The sequence below is a fragment of the Plasticicumulans sp. genome (genome assembly GCF_035331805.1).
Classification (GTDB): domain Bacteria; phylum Pseudomonadota; class Gammaproteobacteria; order Competibacterales; family Competibacteraceae; genus Plasticicumulans.
The window spans coordinates 1-20,057 of the sequence record NZ_DAOLKE010000025.1 but is presented as its reverse complement, the minus strand read 5'-3'; the positions used below and the strand labels follow the sequence as shown (position 1 = coordinate 20,057).

Here is a 20,057-nt window from a genome sequence, read left to right as displayed (position 1 = left end):
TGGTGCCGCCGCGGATGTAGGTGGCGGGAATCTTGATCTGGGGTGCGAAGGCCATCGGGTTCATGACTCCGGGGCTGTGGCTCCCCTCTCCCCTTGCGGGAGAGGGGTTGGGGGAGAGGGGACGGCGGCCTCGACGATCGCCGCACCGATTGCATCCAGCACCGCGTCCGTGCGGTTCAGGATGTCGTGATTCCAGAAGCGCAAAACCCGGAAGCCCTGCGCCACAAGCCAGGCATCGCGCGCCTGATCCCGTTCACCGTGCTGACTGCCATCGGCCTCGACGATCAGACGGGCACCGAAATGCACGAAATCGACGATATAAGGACCGAGCGCCTGCTGACGACGGAACTTCTGGCCGACATATCGGTGAGCACGCAGATGCAGCCAGAGCCGGCGTTCGGCATCGGTCATCACCCGGCGCAGATGGCGGGCCTGATCGCTGGCTTGCATCGGGAGCCTCCTGACGGTGGCGGATGAATCTTCAAGGCTTGCAGATGGGGTGAGGTTTTCCCCCTCTCCCCAACCCCTCCCCCGCGAGGGGGGAGGGGCTATCAGGCCGTGCTCCGGGTTTGATCGCAGCCGTTTTTCCTGCTCCGCAACCGGTGCTGATCCAGGTCAGACCGTTGCTGCCAAAGCCCCTCTCCCCTTGCGGGAGAGGGGTTGGGGAGAGGGGTTAGCCGCTGCGACCGACGCCTGCGGACGGACTACTCAGGCTGCCTGCGAAGACGACGCCAGGAAGTCCTGCGCAAAGCGCTGCAGCACGCCGCCGGCCTCGTAGATCGAGACTTCCTCGGCGGTGTCGAGCCGGCAGGTGACCGGGACTTCGACGGTTTCGCCGTTGCGGCGGTGGATCACCAGCGTCAGCGTCGTGCGCGGCTTGCGTTCGCCGGTCACGTCGTAGGTCTCGGTGCCGTCGAGGCCGAGCGTCTTGCGGTCGGTGCCGGGCTGGAATTCCAGCGGCAGCACGCCCATGCCGATCAGGTTCGTGCGGTGGATGCGCTCGAAGCCCTCGGCGACGATGGCCTCGACGCCGGCCAGACGCACGCCCTTGGCCGCCCAGTCACGCGAACTGCCCTGACCGTAATCGGCACCGGCGATGATGATCAGCGGCTGGCGGCGATCCATGTAGGTCTCGATCGCCTCCCACATGCGCATGACCGTGCCGTCCGGCTCGACGCGCGCGAGCGATCCCTGCTTGACCTTGCCATCGACGACGACCATCTCGTTGACGAGCTTCGGGTTCGCGAAGGTCGCGCGCTGGGCGGTCAGGTGATCGCCGCGGTGCGTCGCGTAGGAATTGAAGTCCTCCTCCGGCAGGCCCATCTTCGCCAGGTATTCACCGGCGGCGCTGTCGAGCAGGATCGCGTTCGACGGCGACAGGTGATCGGTCGTGATGTTGTCCGGCAGCACCGCGAGCGGACGCATGCCCTTCAGGGTGCGCTCGCCGGCCAGCGCGCCTTCCCAGTACGGCGGACGGCGGATGTAGGTCGACTGCGGACGCCAGTCGTACAGCGGGCTCTTGGCGGCCTCGACGGTGCCGAGGTCGAACATCGGGATGTAGACCTGCTTGAACTGCTCGGGCTTGACCGAGCTGGCCACGATGGCGTCGATCTCCTCGTCGCTCGGCCAGAGATCCTTCAGCGTGATCGCCCTGCCATCGGCATCGAAACCGAGCGCGTCCTGCTCGATGTCGAAACGCACGGTGCCGGCGAGCGCGTAGGCGACGACCAGCGGCGGCGAGGCGAGGAAGGCCTGCTTGGCGTACGGGTGGATGCGGCCGTCGAAGTTGCGGTTGCCGGAGAGCACGGCGGTCGCGTACAGGTCGCGGTCGATGATCTCCTGCTGGATCTTCGGATCGAGCGCGCCGGACATGCCGTTACACGTCGTGCAGGCATAGGCGACGATGCCGAAGCCGAGCTTTTCGAGTTCCGGCAGCAGGCCGGACTCTTCGAGATACAGCTTCGCGACCTTCGAACCCGGCGCGAACGAGGACTTCACCCAGGGCTTGCGCGTCAGGCCGAGCTGATTGGCCTTGCGCGCCAGCAGGCCGGCGGCAACGACGTTGCGCGGGTTGCTGGTGTTGGTGCAGCTCGTGATCGCCGCGATGATGACCGCGCCATCGGGCAGCAGGCCGTCGGCCTCCTCGGCCCTCGCCTGCGCGAGCTTGGCTTCGTCGGCGATGCCGCGCTCGGCGAGCGCCGAGGTCGGCAGGCGCTTGTGCGGGTTCGAGGGCCCCGCCATGTTGCGCACGACCGTCGACAGGTCAAACGTCAGCACGCGCTCGTACTCGGCGCTTGCCAGCGCATCGCCCCAGAGGCCGAGCGTCTTCGCGTACTGCTCGACCAGCGCCACCTGCTCCGGCTCGCGGCCGGTCAGCTTCAGGTAATCGATGGTCTGGCCGTCGATGTAGAACATCGCGGCGGTCGCACCGTACTCCGGGCACATGTTCGAGATGGTCGCGCGATCGCCGATCGACAGGCTCTCGGCGCCTTCGCCGAAGAACTCGACGTAGGCCCCGACCACGCGCTCCTTGCGCAGGAACTCGGTCAGCGCCAGCACGATGTCGGTGGCGGTGATGCCGGGCTGGCGCTTGCCGGTGAGCCTGACGCCGACGATGTCGGGCAGGCGCATCATCGACGCGCGTCCGAGCATGACGGTCTCGGCTTCGAGTCCGCCGACGCCGATGGCGATGACGCCGAGCGCATCGACGTGCGGCGTGTGGCTGTCGGTGCCGACGCAGGTGTCCGGGAAGGCGACGCCGTCACGGACCTGGATCACCGGCGACATCTTCTCCAGATTGATCTGGTGCATGATGCCGTTGCCGGCCGGGATCACGTCGACGTTCTGGAAGGCCGTGCGCGTCCAGTCGATGAAGTGGAAGCGGTCCTCGTTGCGACGCTCCTCGACCGCGCGGTTCTTGTCGAAGGCCTCGGGGTCGAAGCCGCCGTACTCGACGGCGAGCGAGTGATCGACGATCAGCTGCGTCGGCACCACCGGATTGACCTTGGCCGGATCGCCGCCCTGATCGGCGATCGCGTCGCGCAGGCCGGCGAGGTCGACGAGCGCGGTCTGGCCGAGGATGTCGTGGCAGACGACGCGCGCCGGGAACCACGGGAAGTCGAGGTCGCGCTTGCGCTCGATCAGCTGGCTGAGCGAATCGCGCAGCATCGCCGGTTCGCAGCGGCGCACGAGGTTCTCGGCCAGCACGCGCGAGGTGTAGGGCAGCGTCGCCCAGGCCCCGGCCTTGATCTCATCGACGGCGGCACGCGCATCGAAGTAATCCAGCTTCGTGCCCGGCAGCAGTTTGCGATAGGCAGTGTTCATGGTCACTTGCGGTCCTCGATCGCGACGAACGGCCGGTCTTCCGGGCCGATGTAGTTGGCGCTCGGGCGGATGATCTTGCCGTCCTCGCGCTGCTCGATGACGTGTGCGGCCCAGCCGGTGGTGCGCGCGATCACGAACAGCGGCGTGAACATCTCCGTCGGCACGCCCATCAGGTGGTACGAGACGGCCGAGAACCAGTCGAGGTTCGGGAACATCTTCTTGGCGTCCCACATGACGGTTTCGAGCCGCTCGGCGATGTCGAACAGCTTGAAGTTCTCGGCATCGGCGGCGAGCGTGCGCGCGACTTCCTTGATCACCTTGTTGCGCGGATCGGAGATCGTGTAGACCGGGTGACCGAAGCCGATGACGACTTCCTTGCGCTCGACGCGCTCGCGGATGTCGGCCTCGGCCTCTTCCGGGTTGTCGTAGCGCTGCTGGATCTCGAAGGCGACCTCGTTGGCGCCGCCGTGCTTCGGACCGCGCAGCGCGCCGATCGCGCCGGTGATCGCCGAGTACAGGTCGGACGAGGTGCCGGCGATGACGCGGCCGGTGAAGGTCGAGGCGTTGAACTCGTGCTCGGCGTACAGCACCAGCGAGGTGTGCATCGAGCGCACGTGCAGCTCGCTCGGGCGCTCGCCGTGCAGCAGGCGCAGGAAGTGGCCGCCGATCGACTCGTCGTCGGTCTCGACCTCGATGCGCTTGCCGTTGTGGCTGTAGTGGTACCAGTACAGCAGCATCGAGCCGAGCGAGGCGATCAGGCGGTCGGCGATGTCGCGCGCACCGGCGGAGTTGTGATCGTCCTTCTCCGGCAGCACGCAGCCGAGCGTCGAGACGGCCGTGCGCATGACATCCATCGGGTGCGCGGCGGCCGGAATCTGCTCCAGCACCGCCTTGACCGGCAGCGGCAGGCCGCGCAGCGCCTTGAGCTTGGCCTTGTAGGCCTTCAGCTCGCTCGCGGTCGGCAGCTTGTGATGGATCAGCAGGTGCGCGATCTCCTCGAACTCGCACTTGTCGGCCAGATCGAGAATGTCGTAACCGCGGTAGTTCAGGTCATTGCCGGTGCGCCCGACGGTGCAGATCGCGGTGTTGCCGGCGGCGGTGCCGGACAGCGCGACGGACTTCTTGGCCTTGGGCAGGACCTGCGTGGATTCGGTCATGGCTGGGGACTCCGATGTCGGTTGAGCGCGGCTTTACTTGGCGTCTTTGCTGAACAGCGCGTCGAGCTTCTGCTCGTAGGCGTGGTAGCCGAGGTGCTCGTAGAGTTCGGCGCGGGTCTGCATCGTGTCGACGACGCCCTGCTGGGTGCCGCTGGCACGCAGCTGCTGATAGACGTTCAGCGCCGCCTTCGAAGCCGCACGGAAGGCCGACAGCGGGTAGAGCACGAGGCTGACGCCGTTGGCGCCGAGCTCGTCGGTCGTGAACAGCGGCGTCGAGCCGAACTCGGTGATGTTGGCGAGCACCGGCACGCCGACGGCCTCGGCGAACTGGCGGTACATGCCGAGATCGGTCATCGCCTCCGGGAAGATCATGTCGGCACCGGCCTCGACGCAGGCGCAGGCACGGTCGATCGCCGACTGCAGGCCCTCGACGGCGAGCGCGTCGGTACGGGCCATGATCACGAAGTTGCTGTCGGTCTTGGCATCGACCGCGGCCTTGACGCGATCGACCATCTCGGCCTGCGAGACGATGGCCTTGTTCGGGCGGTGACCGCAGCGCTTCTGCGCGACCTGGTCCTCGATGTGCACGGCGGCGACGCCGGCGCGGGTCAGCTCGCGCACGGTGCGGGCGATGTTGAAGGCGCCGCCCCAGCCGGTGTCGATGTCGACGAGCAGCGGCAGGTCGGTGACATCGGTGATGCGCCGCGCATCGATCAGCACGTCTTCCATCGTCGTGATGCCGAGGTCCGGGATGCCGCAGGAGCAGGCCGCGACACCACCGCCGGACAGGTACAGGGCCTTGTAGCCCGAGTGTTCGGCGAGCCGGGCGAAATAGGCGTTGACCGCCCCGACCACCTGCAACGGGCGCTCCTCACGAACGGCGGCACGGAAACGTGCACCGGCGGACTTCAGCTCACTCATTTCGCTTGACCTCGGATGGCAGGCGGCACGGATCGCGCGCCGCCGGATGAACATCGGAAAACGGTCCCCCGCCCCCCCGGACGGGGGACCGCCACGGCGCGCTTGCGCACCGTTCCCCACGGCTGGCACCTCCGGCGCCCCGCCGCCGGCCCGTGCACCGGTTATGCCCGGCATCACGGACCCTGCACGGCCGTCCGGCATGCAAGGCGACGCCCCCCGGCATCGCCCGACCTCCGGCCGCGTACTGCCAACCCGCACCGTCGTCCCCGGTGCAGGCCCCCCTCAAGATGTCTGAAGATGTCTGAAAGATGTCTGCTGATGGGCCGGGTGATGCGCGGCCCGGGGGCGGTGGCGCGCGGCAGGATGCGATCCGCCGCGCGCCGCCCCGCGGCCTCAGCTGCGACCGACCGCGCGCCGGACCTCGTCGAGCGAGTTCGGATCGTCGAGCGTCGACAGGTCACCCGGGTCGCGGCCTTCGGCCAGCGCCTGGATCGAGCGGCGCAGCAGCTTGCCGGAGCGGGTCTTCGGCAGCGTCTGGCAGAAGTAGGCGTGCTTCGGACGCGCCACCGGGCCGAGCAGCTCGACGACCTTGGCGAGCACTTCCTTTTCGAGCTTCGCGCGACCTTCCTCGGTCTCGACCAGCGCCGGGTTCTTCAGCGTCGCGAACACGACGGCCTCCTGACCCTTGAGCTGATCGGCGATGCCGACCACGGCGACCTCGGCGATCGCCGCGTGCGCCTGCACGGCTTCCTCGATCTCGCGGGTGCCGAGGCGGTGGCCGGCGACGTTGATGACGTCGTCGGTGCGCCCGAGGATGAAGTAGTAGCCGTCGTCATCGCGCACGGCCCAGTCCGAGGAGGTGTACAGCAGCTCCTTGAACTGGCTGAAGTAGCTCTTCACGAAGCGCTCGTCGTTGCCGTAGACCGTCGTGAGGCAGCCCGGCGGCAGCGGCGGCACGACGACCAGCACGCCCTTCTCGTTCGCCTCGGCGTCGGCACCGGTGGCTTCGTTGATGACGCGGATGTTGAAGCCGTAGTTCGGGAAGCCCGGCGAGCCGAAGCGGTTCGGCTTCAGGTCCACGCCCGGCAGGTAGGTCAACATCGCCCAGCCGGTCTCGGTCTGCCAGTAGTGGTCGATGACCGGCACGCCGAGCGCATCGCTGATCCAGCGCGAGGTCGGCTCATCGAGCGGCTCGCCGGCCAGGAACAGGTAGCGCAGCGTCGAGAGGTCGTACTTGCGCAGGTACTCCGGGTCCTGCTTCTTCAGCACGCGCACCGCGGTCGGCGAGCTGAACATCGTCGTGACCTTGTAGTCCTCGACGATCTTCCACCAGATGCCGGCATCGGGCCGCGTCGGCAGCCCCTCGTAGACGATGGTCGTCATGCCGTGGATCAGCGGGCCGTAGACGATGTAGCTGTGGCCGACGACCCAGCCGATGTCCGAGGTCGTGAACATCGTCTCGCCGGGATTGGCGTTGTAGATGTGCTTCATCGACGCGGCGAGCGCGACGCAGTAGCCGCCGGTGTCGCGCTGCACGCCCTTCGGCGTGCCGGTGGTGCCGGAGGTGTAGAGGATGTAGCTCGGCTCGTTCGACTCGACCCAGGTCACCGGCACTTCGGCGTCGAGATGCTGCTCGCGCAGCGTCGCGTAGTCGGCATCCCGGCCTTCGGTGATGGGCATCTGCGGGTCGAGGCCGCGGTTGACGATCAGCACGTGCTGCGGCGGGTACTTGGCGAGCGCGCAGGCCTCGTCGACCAGGTGCTTGTACGGCACCGGCTTGCCGTTGCGCATGCCGGCATCGGCGGTGACGAGCAGCTTCGGCTGCGCATCGTCGATGCGCACGGCGAGGTTGTGCGACGCGAAGCCGCCGAACACCACCGAGTGCACGGCCCCGAGGCGCGCGCAGGCCAGCATCGCGAACAGCGCCTCGGCGATCATCGGCATGTAGATGACGACACGGTCGCCCTTGCCGACGCCGAGCGCGACGAGGATCGCCGCGGTGCGGTTGACCTCGCGGTGCAGCTCGGCGAACGAGTACGACTTCGTCTCTTCGGTTTCGGTCGAGATGTAGACCAGCGCCGGCTGATCGGCGCGCGCAGCCAGATGACGGTCGACCGCGTTGTAGCAGAGGTTGGTCTCACCGCCGACGAACCACTTGCGAAACGGCGGTCTGGAATAGTCGAGCACCTGCTGCGGCGGCTTGTTCCAGTGGATCAGGCCGGCCTGCTCGCCCCAGAAGCCTTCCATGTCGTCGATGGATCGCTTGTGGAAAGTTTCGTACGTCATCCCGTTTCCCCTCCAAATCTCTGGTACGGCATCGGTCGTGGGTTGCCGCCTTGCGGCGGCAGGGGCGGCAGGTGCGCCCGCGGTTTCCGGCCTGCGCGCTTCCGGATCAGCGGAGGGCGGCAGCGGAAACCGTTTGTTGTTGTGTTGCGCCCGTCGGAACGAAGCTGCACCGGGCATTGATAAGCTAACTCAATTGTTTCGCTTACGTCACATTGGATGTGTCAATGCACAACATAGGAGCCGCTCTCGCTTGCGGACGTGCCGCGACCGCGAGCCTGCAGGCGCTGCATGGCAATTTCATGAATGAAAAGGAAAATATTCCGAAGGCCGCAGCTGCCGGCGAAGCGTCGCCGGCCGGCCGCACGGCAGGACTGCGGAAGACGGCCAAAACAAAAGGCGCCCCGCAGGGCGCCTTGTCGGAGGTTGACGCTTACGTCAACGTCAATGCTGCAGGCCGGATCACGGCTTCAGCAGATGCTCGATCGCCGCGCGCTCCTCGCGCAGTTCGGCTTCGGTGGCGTCCATCTTGGCGCGCGAGAACTCATCGACCGGCAGACCCTGGACGATCTCGTACTTGCCGTCCTTGCAGACGCAGGGATACGAGTAGATGACGCCCGGCGCGATGCCGTAGGAGCCGTCGGACGGGATGCCCATCGACACCCAGTCGCCCTCGGCGGTGCCGAGCGCCCACGAACGCATGTGGTCGATCGCGGCCGAGGCGGCCGAGGCGGCCGACGAGGCGCCGCGGGCCTTGATGATCGCCGCGCCGCGCTGCTGCACGTCGGGGATGAAGGTGCTCTTGTACCAGTCGCTGTCGACCAGCTCGGCGGCAGCCTTGCCGTCGACGGTGCACTGCGAGATGTCCGGATACTGGGTGCTGGAGTGGTTGCCCCAGATCGTCATCTTCTTGATGAAGTTGAAGTGCACGCCGGTCTTCTCGGCGAGCTGCGACAGCGCACGGTTGTGGTCGAGGCGGGTCATCGCCGTGAACTGCTTCGGATCGAGGTCCGGGGCGTTGCACTGGGCGATCAGCGAGTTGGTGTTGGCCGGGTTGCCGACCACGAGCACCTTCACGTCACGCGAGGCGACATCGTTCAGCGCCTTGCCCTGGGGCCCGAAGATCGCGCCATTGGCGGTCAGCAGGTCCTTGCGCTCCATGCCCGGGCCGCGCGGACGGGCGCCGACCAGCAGCGCGTAATTCACATCCTTGAAGGCTTCTTCGAGCTTGTCGGTGGCAACGACACCGGCCAGCAGCGGGAAGGCGCAGTCGTTGAGCTCCATCACGACGCCCTGCAGCGCCGGCAGCGCCGGGGTGATTTCGAGCAGGTGCAGGATGACCGGCTGGTCCGGGCCCAGCATGTCGCCGGCGGCGATGCGGAAAGCCATGGCATAACCGATGTTGCCGGCGGCACCGGTGATGGCGACGCGAACCGGATTCTTCATGTCATTGCGCTCCTAAGTCGTTCTGCGTTTGTGGCCCCGCATCGGGCGGGACCCGCACTGAAAAGTCTGCTGCTTGCGAGCAAACCCTCGGCGCCGGCGAGAGCATGATGCTCACCGGCGCCAGATTCAGATGCCGAGCGATTTCGGCACCCCCCTTGCCTGGACGCGCGCCCCGTTGTACCCCGGGGCTCCGGACCGCGGCATATCCTGCATGATGCGCCGTCAAATGCAACCGCGCCGGTCAGGGAGGCGCGCTGCAAGCCCGCGGAAAATCAGACGTGCGCCTGCGGCCGGTGCGGCCGCACCTTGCGCTTTTCGAGCCCGGCCATGTCGATGATGGTCGTCGCGATTTCCTCGATGGATTTCATCGTCGTGCGCAGGTACGGCACGCCGAGCTTGCGAAACAGCGCCTCGGCCTGGCGGGTCTCGTAGTCGCACTGTTCGAGCGACGAGTACTTGCTGTTCGGCATGCGCTCGTGGCGGATCTGCGCGAGCCGCATCGGGTCGGTGGTCAGCCCGAACAGCTTGTCCTGGTAGGGGCGCAGGCTGTTCGGCAGCTTCATGTCCTCCAGGTCGTCCTCGGTCAGCGGGAAGTTGGCGGCGCGGATGCCGTAGTGCAGCGACAGGTACAGGCAGGTCGGCGTCTTGCCGGTGCGCGAGATGCCGACCAGGATGATGTCGGCCTCGGCCAGATGCGCGGTGGTCGAACCATCGTCGTGGTTCAGCGTGAAGTTCACGGCGTCGATGCGCCGCGAGTACTCGACCATGTCGGTCAGGCCGTGCGAGCGTCCGGCGGTCAGCGAGGACTTGACGCCGAGTTCCTGCTCCAGCGGCCCGATGAACACCTCGAAGAAGTCGATGAAGTGGCCGTTCGCCTGCTTGACGATCGCGCGCGTCTCCTCGGCGATCAGCGTCGAGAACACCAGCGGCTTGAGCCCGTCCTCGCGAAAGTGCCGGTCGATGCGATCGCGCAGCGCCTTCGCCCGCTCGGGCGTATCCACGAAGCGCACCGCCTGCTTCTCGATGTTCAGCGACTCGAACTGCGTCAGCAGGCTGTGCCCGAGCGTCTCGGCGGTGATGCCGGTGCGATCGGAGACGAAGAAGGCCATGCGCTTGGGCAGGGACATGGGCGGGCTCCAGCGGCGAGGACGGGGAATGCGCTGGATGCTAGCGCGGAACGCCGCAGGCGGCGCGGCGGCGTTGCGCGCTGCGACATGGATGCCCCGGCACCGGGAGATCAGGGTCGTGGTTACGGCGCGCCCGGCCACCAGGCCTCGTCGATGACCTCGGCGGCCGTGTACGGACTCGTCTGCGGAAACCCGCCTTCATCGAGTCCGGTCTCGCCCGCCGCCAGCAGGCGGGCCTTGCGATAGGCCTGCGCCAGAAAGGCATCGAGCTGCGGCTTCAGGCTCGGATTGTCGGCCAGCAGCTCGGCCACCTCGATGCGCTGGATGCGGATCGTGCTGCGCCAGCTCGGGCTGCGTCTGCCGGGCTGGAACTGCCACTTCAGCAGATGCATCAGCAGCACTTCGAGACGATGCACCAGCGCCCGACGCTCGCTGCGCCCCATGGCCTCCAGCTCCTCTGCAATGCGTTCGACGTCGAGAGCCGACCAGTCGCCCGCCCGCAGCAGCCGCGCCTGCTCGAAGGTCCAGTCCACGAAATCCGACTCGTATCGCACGCTGCCCACTCCTGCCCCCCGCCCGTCACGCACCCGGCAGTCCGGCCGCCGGATGCGCAGGACTCACCGTTCAGAACTTGCCGTAATACCCTTCCTTCAGCGCATCGAACAGATTGGCCGCGGTGTGGAGTTCACCGTCGTATTCGATCTGCTCGTTGCCGCGGACCTCGACGACCTGACCGTCGGCGAGCGTGAAGCGGTACAGCGTGTTTTCGAGATCCTTCTCCTTGACCAGCACGCCCTGGAAAGCCTCGGGGTTGAAGCGGAAGGTCGTGCAGCCCTTCAGGCCCTGTTCGTATGCGTACAGGTAGATGTCCTTGAAATCCTCGTAGCGGAAATCGGTCGGCACGTTCGCAGTCTTCGAGATGCTCGAATCGACCCACTTCTGCGCGGCGGCCTGCACGTCGACGTGCTGCTTCGGCGTCACGTCATCGGCGGCGATGAAGTACTCCGGCAGTTGCGCGGCGGCGTCCCCGGAATACGGCATCGCCTGCGGATTGACCAGTTCGCGGTAGGCCAGCAGTTCGAAGGACCAGACATCGACCTTCTCCTTGCTCTTCTTGCCCGGCACGATGACGTTGCGCGCGTAATGGTGCGCGAAGCTCGGTTCGATGCCGTTCGAGGCGTTGTTGGCGAGGCTCAGCGAGATCGTGCCGGTCGGCGCGATCGAGGTGTGGTGCGTAAAGCGTGCACCGACGTTCGCGAGCGCCTCGACCAGCGCCGGCTCGACCCCGGCGAGACGCTGCATGTAGCGGCTGTACTTTGCATGCAGCACACGGCCCGGCACGCGGTCGCCGGCCTGGAAACCGTCGCGCGCCATTTCCGGGCGCTTGCGCAGCATCTCGCCATCGACGACGTATTCGGCCGCGAGCACCGGGGCCGGACCTTTCTCCTGCGCCAGTTCCAGCGCCGTGCGCCAGCCGGCGACGGCCATCTCGCGCGTGACCTGCTCGGTGAACGCCAGCGATTCCGCCGAGCCGTAGCGCATGCGCAGCAGCGTCATCGTCGAGCCGAGGCCGAGATAGCCCATGCCGTGACGGCGCTTGCCGGTGATCTCGGCGCGCTGCGGCTCCAGCGGCAGGCCGTTGATCTCGACGACGTTGTCGAGCATGCGCGTGAACACCGACACCACCTCGCGGTAGGTGTCCCAGTCGAAGCGCGCACGCTCGGTGAACGGTTCGAGCACGAAGCGCGTCAGGTCGACCGAGCCGAGCAGGCAGGAACCGTACGGCGGCAGCGGCTGCTCGCCGCAGGGATTGGTGGCGCGGATGTTCTCGCACCACCAGTTGTTGTTCATCTCGTTGACCTTGTCGATCAGGATGAAGCCCGGCTCGGCGTAGTCGTAGGTCGAGGACATGATCACGTCCCAGAGCCGGCGCGCCTTCAGCGTCCTGTAGACCTTGCAGGCCACCAGCCCGGCGTCGTTGACCACCAGCCCCTCGTGGATCGGCCATTCGCGCCAGACGAGTTCGGGGTTCGTGAGGTCGAGTCCGTCGGCCTCGGCCTCCTTGCGCCGCACCGGGAACGACAGCTTCCATTCGCCGTCGGCCTTCACCGCCTCCATGAATTCCTGCGTGACCAGCAGCGACAGGTTGAACTGGCGCAGGCGCCCGTCCTCGCGCTTGGCCTTGATGAACTCCTGCACGTCGGGATGCGTGACGTCGAAGGTGCCCATCTGCGCGCCGCGCCGGCCGCCGGCCGAGGACACCGTGAAGCACATCTTGTCGTAGATATCCATGAACGACAGCGGGCCGCTGGTGTAGGCACCGGCCCCCGAGACGTAGGCACCGCGCGGGCGCAGCGTCGAGAACTCGTAGCCGATGCCGCAGCCGGCCTTCAGCGTCAGGCCGGCCTCGTGCACCTTCTGCAGGATGTCGTCCATCGAGTCCTCGATGCTGCCCGAGACCGTGCAGTTGATCGTGCTGGTCGCGGGCTTGTGCTCCCAGGCACCGGCGTTCGAGGTGATGCGCCCGGCCGGGATCGCACCGTGACGCAGCGCCCACAGAAAGCGCTCGTACCAGTGCGCGCGCGCCTGCGGCGTCGCCTCGACCTCGGAAATCGCGCGCGCGACGCGCTGCCAGGTGTGATCGACGGTGTCATCGATGACGCGCCCGTCCTTCGCCTTGAGCCGGTACTTCTTGTCCCAGATGTCGAAGGACGCCGGTTGCAGGTCGATGTCGGCGACGCCGCGGCGGGGCGCGGCAACGGCTTTCGGGCGAGCGGTCGTGGTGGACACTCGGGACTACCTCCGTGGTTTGCTGGGGATGCGGCAGCGGCCGGAACCGGCGCTGCGCAGCGGTGCGGCAGGATCGCCGCGGCAGGACAGGGGCGCATCGGACCACAAGATGATGTGTCCTGCCAGACTTGAAATCGCGAGAACTTGTGTTCCCACCCGACCGGCCTCCGACCCTCACCGCAGCCGCGGCCGGCCGTGCGCGAGGGCCTTCCCGCCACACGGCGGGGGGCGGCTGGAAAGCCCGGCAAGGCCGGTGCTATAAGCCGCGTCACGCTGCACACGAGAACGGAACGCGCAGCCCTTCCGACCCGAGGACGCCCGATGAAATCCATAGTCGTTACGCTCGCAGCGCTGGCTGCGGCTGCCACGCTCGGGGCCTGCTCGCAGGTGCCGATGCCGGAGTCGTACCCGCTCAGCTACCAGAAGAAGATGCAGGCCGCCCACCACTGGGATCTGCTGGCCATGCACGTGGCGCAGCGCCTGAGCACGCAGCTGCCGAGCGACCGGCCGGTGTCGCTGTACGTGACGCCGCCGCGGCCGGTGACGACCTTCGACTACGCGCTGCACGATCTCGTCGTCACGCATCTGGTGTCGCTCGGCTTCGGCGTCAGCGCCGTGCCGATGCACGGTGCACTGCAGGTCGACCTGAAGACCCAGGTCGTCCAGCACACCTGTCGCGACATGCGCCCGCAGCCGGGTTCCTTCGTCGCGGTCGGCGGCGCAGCGGCCCTCGGCGGACTCGCGGCGCGCAGCACACACGCGGCGATGGGTGCCGGCGCGATCCTGCTGACGGCCGGCGAGTTCCTCTCCGGCGGCATCTACGAGACACCGAACACCGAGATCATCGTCAGCACCTCGGTCATGGACGGCCCGATGTACCGCACGCGGCTGCGCGACATCTACTACGTCAGCGACGAGAACGTCGCCCAGTACCTGCCGGACATGCCGGCTCCGGTCACGCCCGACCTGAGCCGCCGGATCGAGGTGGTCGGTCGATGATCCCGCTCCCTGCAAGCTTCCGCCGGCTGCTGGCCGCAGCGCTCTGCGCCGTCGCACTCGCCGCCTGCTCGACGCCGCCGATCCAGGACAGCAACATCGTCGCCGCCAGCTACACGGCCGCCGACCAGTTGATCAGCCAGGCCTCGTGGATCAAGCGCGAGGCGCAGCCGGTGCTGGTCGCGAGCCTGGTCAACATCAACGCGCTGGAAAGCTCGTCGGCCTTCGGGCGCATCACCTCCGAACAGATCTCGTCGCGCCTGGCGCAGCAGGGCCTGACCGTCATCGAGATGAAGACGCGCAACAACGTCTTCATCGAGCAGGACAACGGCGAGTTCGTGCTGTCGCGCTCGGTGCGCGATCTCAGCCGCACCCACCGCGCGGCAGCGCTCGCGGCCGGCACCTACGCCATCGGGCGCGAGTCGGTGTACGTCAGCACCCGGCTGATCCGCGCGCTCGATGGCGTCGTGATCGCCTCGTACGACTACACGCTGCCGCTCGGTCCTGACACCCGTGCGCTGCTTTCTGCACAGTAATGGGGCTGATGCAAAAAGCTTGCAAAGCCAGAATCGCACCTGTATAGTGCGATTCATCAGTTGCGGGGTGGAGCAGTCTGGTAGCTCGTCGGGCTCATAACCCGAAGGTCGTAGGTTCAAATCCTGCCCCCGCTACCAAATCCGAAGGCCCGGTACCGAACATCGGTACCGGGCCTTCGCCTTTGTGCGTCCGTGCGGGTCTGCCCTTGCGTCTGCCCCGCACGCGACCAGACTTGGCACTCCCCCAGGGTCCGCTGCACTCCTCCCGACGTCCGGCCGCCCTGCTCAAGCAGCGGTCCGTGCCGGCCGATACGTGGTTCTGCTGAAATTTGCCGGAGTGCAAGCCGATGTCGATCCGCAGCCGACTGCTCGCCCTGATCCTCGTCCTGTCCGCGCTGTTGCTGGCGCTGACCGTCAACGACGGATTCGATGCCCGCCGTCGCAGCGAGCAGGCCGCCGAAGCCTGGCGGCACAACGCCGCCGCCGCACTGCTCGCCAATGCGACAACCAACTGGGCCCGGGAACGCGGCGCGACCAACGGCGCCCTGAACGCTGCCGATGCCATCACCGCGCAGGCACGCGAGGCGATCCGGCGCTACCGCGAGCAGGCCGACACCGCCGCGGGCCAGGCGCTGGCGGCGCTGCGTAACGAAACCCTGGAAGCCCGGGAGCAGAAGCTGCTCGCCGATGCCGACGCCGCCTGGAGCCGGCTCAGGACGCTGCGCGAGCGGGTCGACCGCGACCTGCCCCGCCCGCGCGCCGAGCGCGATGCGGCGCTGCTGAAGGACTGGCTGCCCGGCATCACCGCCAGCGTCGAGGCCACCGAACGCCTGTCGCTGGAGATCGACCGGCAGCCGGAATCGGCGTCGATGCGCCTCGCGCGCCTGCAGGCGCTGCGCCACTTCGCGTGGCAGATGAGCGAATACATGGGGCGCGAGCGCGCCGTCATCGCCGGCATCATCGCCGCCGGCAAGCCGATGCTGGCCGCCGATCTTGAACGGCTCGGCCGCATGCGCGGGCGCGTCGAACTGGCCTGGGAGCGCGTCGCACAGCTCGCCAGCCAGGGCGACAACGACGCCGGCCTCGTGCAGGCGGTCGCGACGGTGCGCGAGTCGGTGTTCGAGCGTTTCGAGCAGACCCGCCATCAGGTCATCGAGGCCGGCACGCTCGGCTGGGACTATCCGTTCCCGGCCGGCGAGTGGTTTGCGCGCGCCACACAGGCGATCGACACCATCATCGCGCTGGTCGATGCCGTCGGTGAGGAAGCCGGCAACCAGGCGGGCAGCGCGCGCGACACCGCCGCGAGCAGCGCCAGCGGTTTCATCGCGCTGGCCGCCTTCTGCCTGGCGCTGATCGCGCTGGCGATCTGGGTGGTCATGTCCGGCATCGTCGCGCCGCTGCGCCGCCTGACCGCGACCACGACCGCGCTCGCCGGCGGTGCGCTCGATACGCCGGTGCCGGACACCGGCCGGCGCAACGAGATCGGCGATCTGGCGCGCGCCGTCGAGGTGCTGCGCGGCAACTCGCTCGAAGCCCAGCGCCTGCGCATCGAGCAGGACCGCGCCCGCACCGAGGCCGAGGCCGAGCGGGCGCGCCGCGCGCGCGAGGACGAGGCGCTGCGCGTCGAGCGCGAGGCCGAGAAGGAACGCGTGCGCGCCGCCGAGGAAGCCGTGCGCGTGCAGCGCGAGACCGAGAAGGAGCAGGAGCGCCAGCGCCAGCAGGCGCGCAGCGAACGCATCACGCAGCTCACCACCCACTTCGGCCGCGAAGCCGCCGGCAGGCTCGATGCCGTGACCTCGGCCGCGGACGGGCTGGAGCGCACCGCCGAGCGCATGGCGCGCACGGCCGGCGAGACCCGCTCGCGCGCCGCGACCGTCGCCGACGCTGCCGAGCTGGCCTCGGACAACGTCGGCACCGTCGCCGGCGCCGCCAGCCAGCTCGAAGCCGCGATCCGCGACATCGCCCGGCTGGTCGGCGAGGCGACCGGCGTCGTCGGTCAGGCCGTCGGCGAAGCCGACCGCGCACACGCGACCGTGCGCGGTCTCGCCGAGGCCGGCGCGCGCATCGGCGAGGTCGTCGACCTGATCAAGACCATCGCCGAGCAGACCAACCTGCTCGCGCTGAACGCCACCATCGAGGCGGCGCGCGCCGGCGAGGCCGGCAAGGGCTTCGCGGTGGTCGCCACCGAGGTCAAGGAACTCGCCAAGCAGACCGCGCAGGCGACCCAGGAGATCGCCGCGCAGATCGGCGGCATCCAGACCGCCACCGACGGCACGGTCGGCGCGATCGGCACGATCAGCAGCGTGATCCAGACCGTCAACGACATCGCCACCGCGATCGCCGCGGCCGTCGAGCAGCAGAGCGCCGCCACCCGCGAGATCGCCCGCAACGTGCAGCTGACCGCCGACAGCGCGATGACGGTCAGCCGCCACATCGGCGAGGTCACGCACGCGGCCACCGACACCGGCAGCCAGTCCGAGGAACTGCTGGAAGCCTCGCGCCAGCTGAGCCGCCAGTCCGAGGACCTGCGCCGCGAGGTCGACCGCTTCATCAGCGCGATCCGCAGCGAGTGATGCCGATCACAGGGGATTGCATGATTTCCTCTCCCCACCCCCTCCCCCGCGAGGGACGAGCTGAAAAGCGCAGCGCTCTGGTGTGAGCGGTTGAGCCCGCCGCCGGGCCGGCCGGCCGCCGGCTCGACAGCAGCGGCGGCCCCTTCCTAGAATCCCCCGCCGCCGCCGCGCCCCTTGCGCGGCGAACGTCCCGCCTCGCGTCGCGGTCCGAACCCGCGGCCTTCCGCTGCCTCCGCCCTCCCCTCCGAACCGTCCCGAAGGTTCCGCGCATGCGCAAGAATCTGTTCATCGTCCTGCTGGTCGTGGCCGCCAACCTCGGCATCTGGGCGGCGTTCAACCGTCCGATCGCCGAGGAACCCTGGCACGGCATGATCAACGGCTTCTCGTACTCGCCGTACGGGCGCGACGACAACCCGCTCGAAAGCCGCATGCCGAAGCCCGAGGCGATCGACCGCGATCTCGCGCTGCTCGCGCAGTACGGGCGCAGCGTGCGCACGTATTCGGCGATCGACGGCCTGGAGGTGATTCCGGCGCTGGCGCAGAAGCACGGCCTGCAGGTCACGCTCGGCGCCTGGCTCGACCAGCGCACCGAGCTGAACAAGCGCGAGATCGACAGCCTCATCGACCTCGGCAAGCGCTACGACAACGTCACGCGCCTCGTCGTCGGCAACGAGGCGATCCTGCGCGCCGACCTGACCGTGCGCGAACTCGCGCAGTACCTGCGTCAGGTGCGCAAGGCCGTCAACAAGCCGGTATCGACCGCCGAGCCCTGGCACGTGTGGCTGCGCTTCCCGGAGCTGGTGCAGGAGGTCGACTTCATCGCCGTGCAGCTGCTGCCGTACTGGGAGAAGGTGCCGTTCGAGCAGGCGGTCGAATACGTGACGCGCCGCTACAACGAGCTGCGCACCGCCTATCCGGACAAGCCGATCCTGATCTCCGAGGTCGGCTGGCCGAGCGAGGGCAACCGCGTCGGTGCCGCCGTGCCGAGCCTCGCGCACGAGGCGCGCTTCATCCGCCGCTTCCTGAACGAGGCGAGCGAGAACGGCATGGATTACTTCGTCATGGAAGCCTTCGACCAGCCGTGGAAGAAGGGCATCGAGGGCTCGGTCGGCGCCTACTGGGGCGTGTTCAGCGCCAGCCGCGAGCCGAAGTTCCCGATGAGCGGGCTGATCGAGGAGGACGCGAGCTGGAACTCGCAGGCCGTGCTCGCCGCCTGCGTCGCGCTGCTGCCGATGGTGTTGTTCGGGCTGCGCTTCCGCAACCTGCGCGCCCACGGCCAGCTGTTCTTCGCGGTGCTGATCCAGGCGAGCGCCTCGCTGCTGGTGTGGACGCTGTTCGTGCCCGCGCACCTGTACCTGACCGACCTCGGCCTGCTGCTGCTCGGCATCCTGCTGCCGGCGCAGATCGGCCTGCTGCTGGTGGCGCTGATCAACGGCTTCGAGTTCACCGAGGTGCTGTGGAAGCAGGACTGGAAGCGCGCGTTCAAGCCGCTGACCGGCCATGAGGCGCGCACCGACTGGCCGATGGTGTCGCTGCACCTCGCCTGCTACAACGAGCCGCCCGAGCTGGTCATCGAGACCCTCAACAGCCTCGCCGCGCTCGATTACCCGAACTTCGAAGTGCTGGTCATCGACAACAACACGCCGGACGAGGCCGTCTGGCGCCCGCTCGAAGCGCACTGCGCGAAGCTCGGCCCGCACTTCCGCTTCATGCACCTGAAGCCCTGGAAGGGCTTCAAGGCCGGGGCGCTGAACTTCGGCCTCCGGCGCACGCATCCGTCGGCGAGGATCGTCGGCGTCATCGATGCCGACTATCTGGTCACGCCCGACTGGCTGCGCTCGCTGGTGCCGTACTTCGACGATCCGAAGGTCGGCTTCGTGCAGGCGCCGCAGGATCACCGCGACTGGCAGCACGACCGCTTCACGGAGTGGGCGAACTGGGAGTACTCGGGCTTCTTCAACATCGGCATGGTGCATCGCAACGAGCGCGACGCGATCATCCAGCACGGCACGATGACGCTGATCCGCAAGGCTGCGATCGACGCCTCCGGCCCCTGGGCCGAATGGTGCATCTGCGAGGACTCCGAACTCGGCCTGCGCGTCATGGAGGAAGGCTACGAGGCGGTCTACGTCAACCACGCCTTCGGCAAGGGCGTCGCGCCCGACACCTTCGGCGCCTACAAGGGCCAGCGCTTCCGCTGGGCCTACGGCGCGGTGCAGATCCTCAAGCGCTACTGGAAGTGGATGCTGCCGGGCTTCCTCGGCGGCACCGGGCGGCTGACCGCCTCGCAGAAGTTCCACTTCGTGACCGGCTGGCTGCCGTGGTTCGCCGATGCGCTGCATCTGGTGTTCACGATCTCGGCGATGCTGTGGTCGGTCGGCCTGCTGCTGCTGCCGCAGTACTTCGAGTTCCCGCTGGCGGTGTTCCTGTTCCCGACGCTCGGCATGTTCGCGTTCAAGATCATGCACAGCTTCGTGCTCTACACCGCGCGCGTGCCGTGCTCGCTGTCGCAGCGCCTCGGCGCGGCGGTCGCCGGCATGGGCCTGACGCACTCGATCGCACGCGCGATCTTCGCCGGCCTGTTCACCAAGGGCCGCGCCTTCCTGCGCACGCCGAAGGGCGAGAACAGCGCGGCGCTGGTGCGCGGCCTGCTGATGGCGCGCGAGGAGGGCCTGATCCTGCTGGCGCTGTGGACCTGCGCCTTCGGCGTCGGCCTCGAATACGGCCTGCACGTGCGCGAGGTGACGTTCTGGATCGTGATCCTGCTCGTGCAGTCGATCCCGTACGCGGCGGCCGTGCTGCACTCGATCGCGAGCGCGCTGCCCGGCGGCACGCGCGACAGCGAGCCGGCCGCGCCGGCGGCACTCGCCGCTGGCTGAAGTTCCGGCCGCGCGGCCTTCGGCG

General features: G+C 68.0%; 13 protein-coding genes and 1 tRNA gene. 5 read left to right on the top strand and 9 right to left on the bottom strand.

Annotation, left to right across the window (positions count from 1 at the left end; genetic code table 11):
- Positions 1–60: 60 nt before the first annotated feature.
- The 9 genes from PKE44_RS03570 to PKE44_RS03530 all read right to left on the bottom strand — a co-directional run bounded on the left by PKE44_RS03570 (position 61) and on the right by PKE44_RS03530 (position 13,048).
- On the bottom strand, positions 61–450 hold the full coding sequence (locus tag PKE44_RS03570) for a DUF559 domain-containing protein (RefSeq protein ID WP_324548300.1): 390 nt from the start codon (positions 448–450) through the stop codon (positions 61–63).
- A 258-nt stretch (positions 451–708) separates the two neighbouring features.
- A complete protein-coding gene (gene acnD, locus PKE44_RS03565) occupies positions 709–3,324 on the bottom strand; it encodes a Fe/S-dependent 2-methylisocitrate dehydratase AcnD (RefSeq protein ID WP_324548299.1) in 2,616 nt (871 codons plus the stop codon).
- Positions 3,325–3,326: 2 nt separating this feature from the next.
- The gene (gene prpC / locus PKE44_RS03560) at positions 3,327–4,481 is read right to left on the bottom strand and encodes a 2-methylcitrate synthase (protein ID WP_324548298.1); all 1,155 of its coding nucleotides are present in this window, start codon (positions 4,479–4,481) and stop codon (positions 3,327–3,329) included.
- A 33-nt stretch (positions 4,482–4,514) separates the two neighbouring features.
- Positions 4,515–5,402 carry a methylisocitrate lyase gene (gene prpB, locus PKE44_RS03555; protein WP_324548297.1) on the bottom strand — a complete coding sequence of 296 codons (888 nt, stop codon included), beginning with the start codon at positions 5,400–5,402 and terminating at the stop codon, positions 4,515–4,517.
- A gap of 393 nt (positions 5,403–5,795) precedes the next feature.
- Positions 5,796–7,688, bottom strand: a complete 1,893-nt coding sequence (locus PKE44_RS03550) for a propionate--CoA ligase (RefSeq protein ID WP_324548296.1) — start codon at positions 7,686–7,688, stop codon at positions 5,796–5,798.
- Between the two features lie 459 nt (positions 7,689–8,147).
- Positions 8,148–9,131 (bottom strand): malate dehydrogenase, encoded by a 984-nt coding sequence (locus tag PKE44_RS03545; RefSeq protein WP_324548295.1) that lies wholly within the window; start codon positions 9,129–9,131, stop codon positions 8,148–8,150.
- 272 nt (positions 9,132–9,403) lie between these two features.
- Positions 9,404–10,258: a pyruvate, water dikinase regulatory protein gene (locus PKE44_RS03540; protein ID WP_324548294.1), complete on the bottom strand. Its 855-nt coding sequence runs from the start codon at positions 10,256–10,258 to the stop codon at positions 9,404–9,406.
- A gap of 122 nt (positions 10,259–10,380) precedes the next feature.
- The gene (locus PKE44_RS03535; protein ID WP_324548293.1) at positions 10,381–10,812 is read right to left on the bottom strand and encodes a DUF29 domain-containing protein; all 432 of its coding nucleotides are present in this window, start codon (positions 10,810–10,812) and stop codon (positions 10,381–10,383) included.
- Positions 10,813–10,882: 70 nt separating this feature from the next.
- Positions 10,883–13,048, bottom strand: coding sequence for an adenosylcobalamin-dependent ribonucleoside-diphosphate reductase (locus PKE44_RS03530; RefSeq protein WP_324548292.1), 2,166 nt, complete (start codon positions 13,046–13,048; stop codon positions 10,883–10,885).
- Positions 13,049–13,369: 321 nt separating this feature from the next.
- Here PKE44_RS03530 and PKE44_RS03525 point away from each other — a divergent pair, with 321 nt between their 5' ends.
- The 5 genes from PKE44_RS03525 to PKE44_RS03505 all read left to right on the top strand — a co-directional run bounded on the left by PKE44_RS03525 (position 13,370) and on the right by PKE44_RS03505 (position 20,032).
- Positions 13,370–14,047, top strand: coding sequence for a hypothetical protein (locus PKE44_RS03525; protein WP_324548291.1), 678 nt, complete (start codon positions 13,370–13,372; stop codon positions 14,045–14,047).
- A complete protein-coding gene (locus tag PKE44_RS03520) occupies positions 14,044–14,580 on the top strand; it encodes a FlgO family outer membrane protein (protein ID WP_324548290.1) in 537 nt (178 codons plus the stop codon). The genes PKE44_RS03525 and PKE44_RS03520 overlap by 4 nt, the downstream gene beginning before the upstream one ends.
- 61 nt (positions 14,581–14,641) lie before the next feature.
- Positions 14,642–14,718 (top strand) — tRNA-Met (locus PKE44_RS03515).
- Between the two features lie 209 nt (positions 14,719–14,927).
- Positions 14,928–17,153 (top strand): methyl-accepting chemotaxis protein, encoded by a 2,226-nt coding sequence (locus PKE44_RS03510; protein WP_324548289.1) that lies wholly within the window; start codon positions 14,928–14,930, stop codon positions 17,151–17,153.
- A 269-nt stretch (positions 17,154–17,422) separates the two neighbouring features.
- Positions 17,423–20,032, top strand: a complete 2,610-nt coding sequence (locus PKE44_RS03505; protein WP_324548288.1) for a glycosyltransferase — start codon at positions 17,423–17,425, stop codon at positions 20,030–20,032.
- The last annotated feature ends 25 nt before the right edge of the window (positions 20,033–20,057 follow it).

Coding starts and splice junctions, on each gene's coding strand:
- PKE44_RS03570 (WP_324548300.1), bottom strand. CDS start 450: ATGCAAGCCAGCGATCAGGCCCGCCATCTGCGCCGGGTGATGACCGAT.
- acnD (WP_324548299.1), bottom strand. CDS start 3,324: ATGAACACTGCCTATCGCAAACTGCTGCCGGGCACGAAGCTGGATTAC.
- prpC (WP_324548298.1), bottom strand. CDS start 4,481: ATGACCGAATCCACGCAGGTCCTGCCCAAGGCCAAGAAGTCCGTCGCG.
- prpB (WP_324548297.1), bottom strand. CDS start 5,402: ATGAGTGAGCTGAAGTCCGCCGGTGCACGTTTCCGTGCCGCCGTTCGT.
- PKE44_RS03550 (WP_324548296.1), bottom strand. CDS start 7,688: ATGACGTACGAAACTTTCCACAAGCGATCCATCGACGACATGGAAGGC.
- PKE44_RS03545 (WP_324548295.1), bottom strand. CDS start 9,131: ATGAAGAATCCGGTTCGCGTCGCCATCACCGGTGCCGCCGGCAACATC.
- PKE44_RS03540 (WP_324548294.1), bottom strand. CDS start 10,258: ATGTCCCTGCCCAAGCGCATGGCCTTCTTCGTCTCCGATCGCACCGGC.
- PKE44_RS03525 (WP_324548291.1), top strand. CDS start 13,370: ATGAAATCCATAGTCGTTACGCTCGCAGCGCTGGCTGCGGCTGCCACG.
- PKE44_RS03520 (WP_324548290.1), top strand. CDS start 14,044: ATGATCCCGCTCCCTGCAAGCTTCCGCCGGCTGCTGGCCGCAGCGCTC.
- PKE44_RS03510 (WP_324548289.1), top strand. CDS start 14,928: ATGTCGATCCGCAGCCGACTGCTCGCCCTGATCCTCGTCCTGTCCGCG.
- PKE44_RS03505 (WP_324548288.1), top strand. CDS start 17,423: ATGCGCAAGAATCTGTTCATCGTCCTGCTGGTCGTGGCCGCCAACCTC.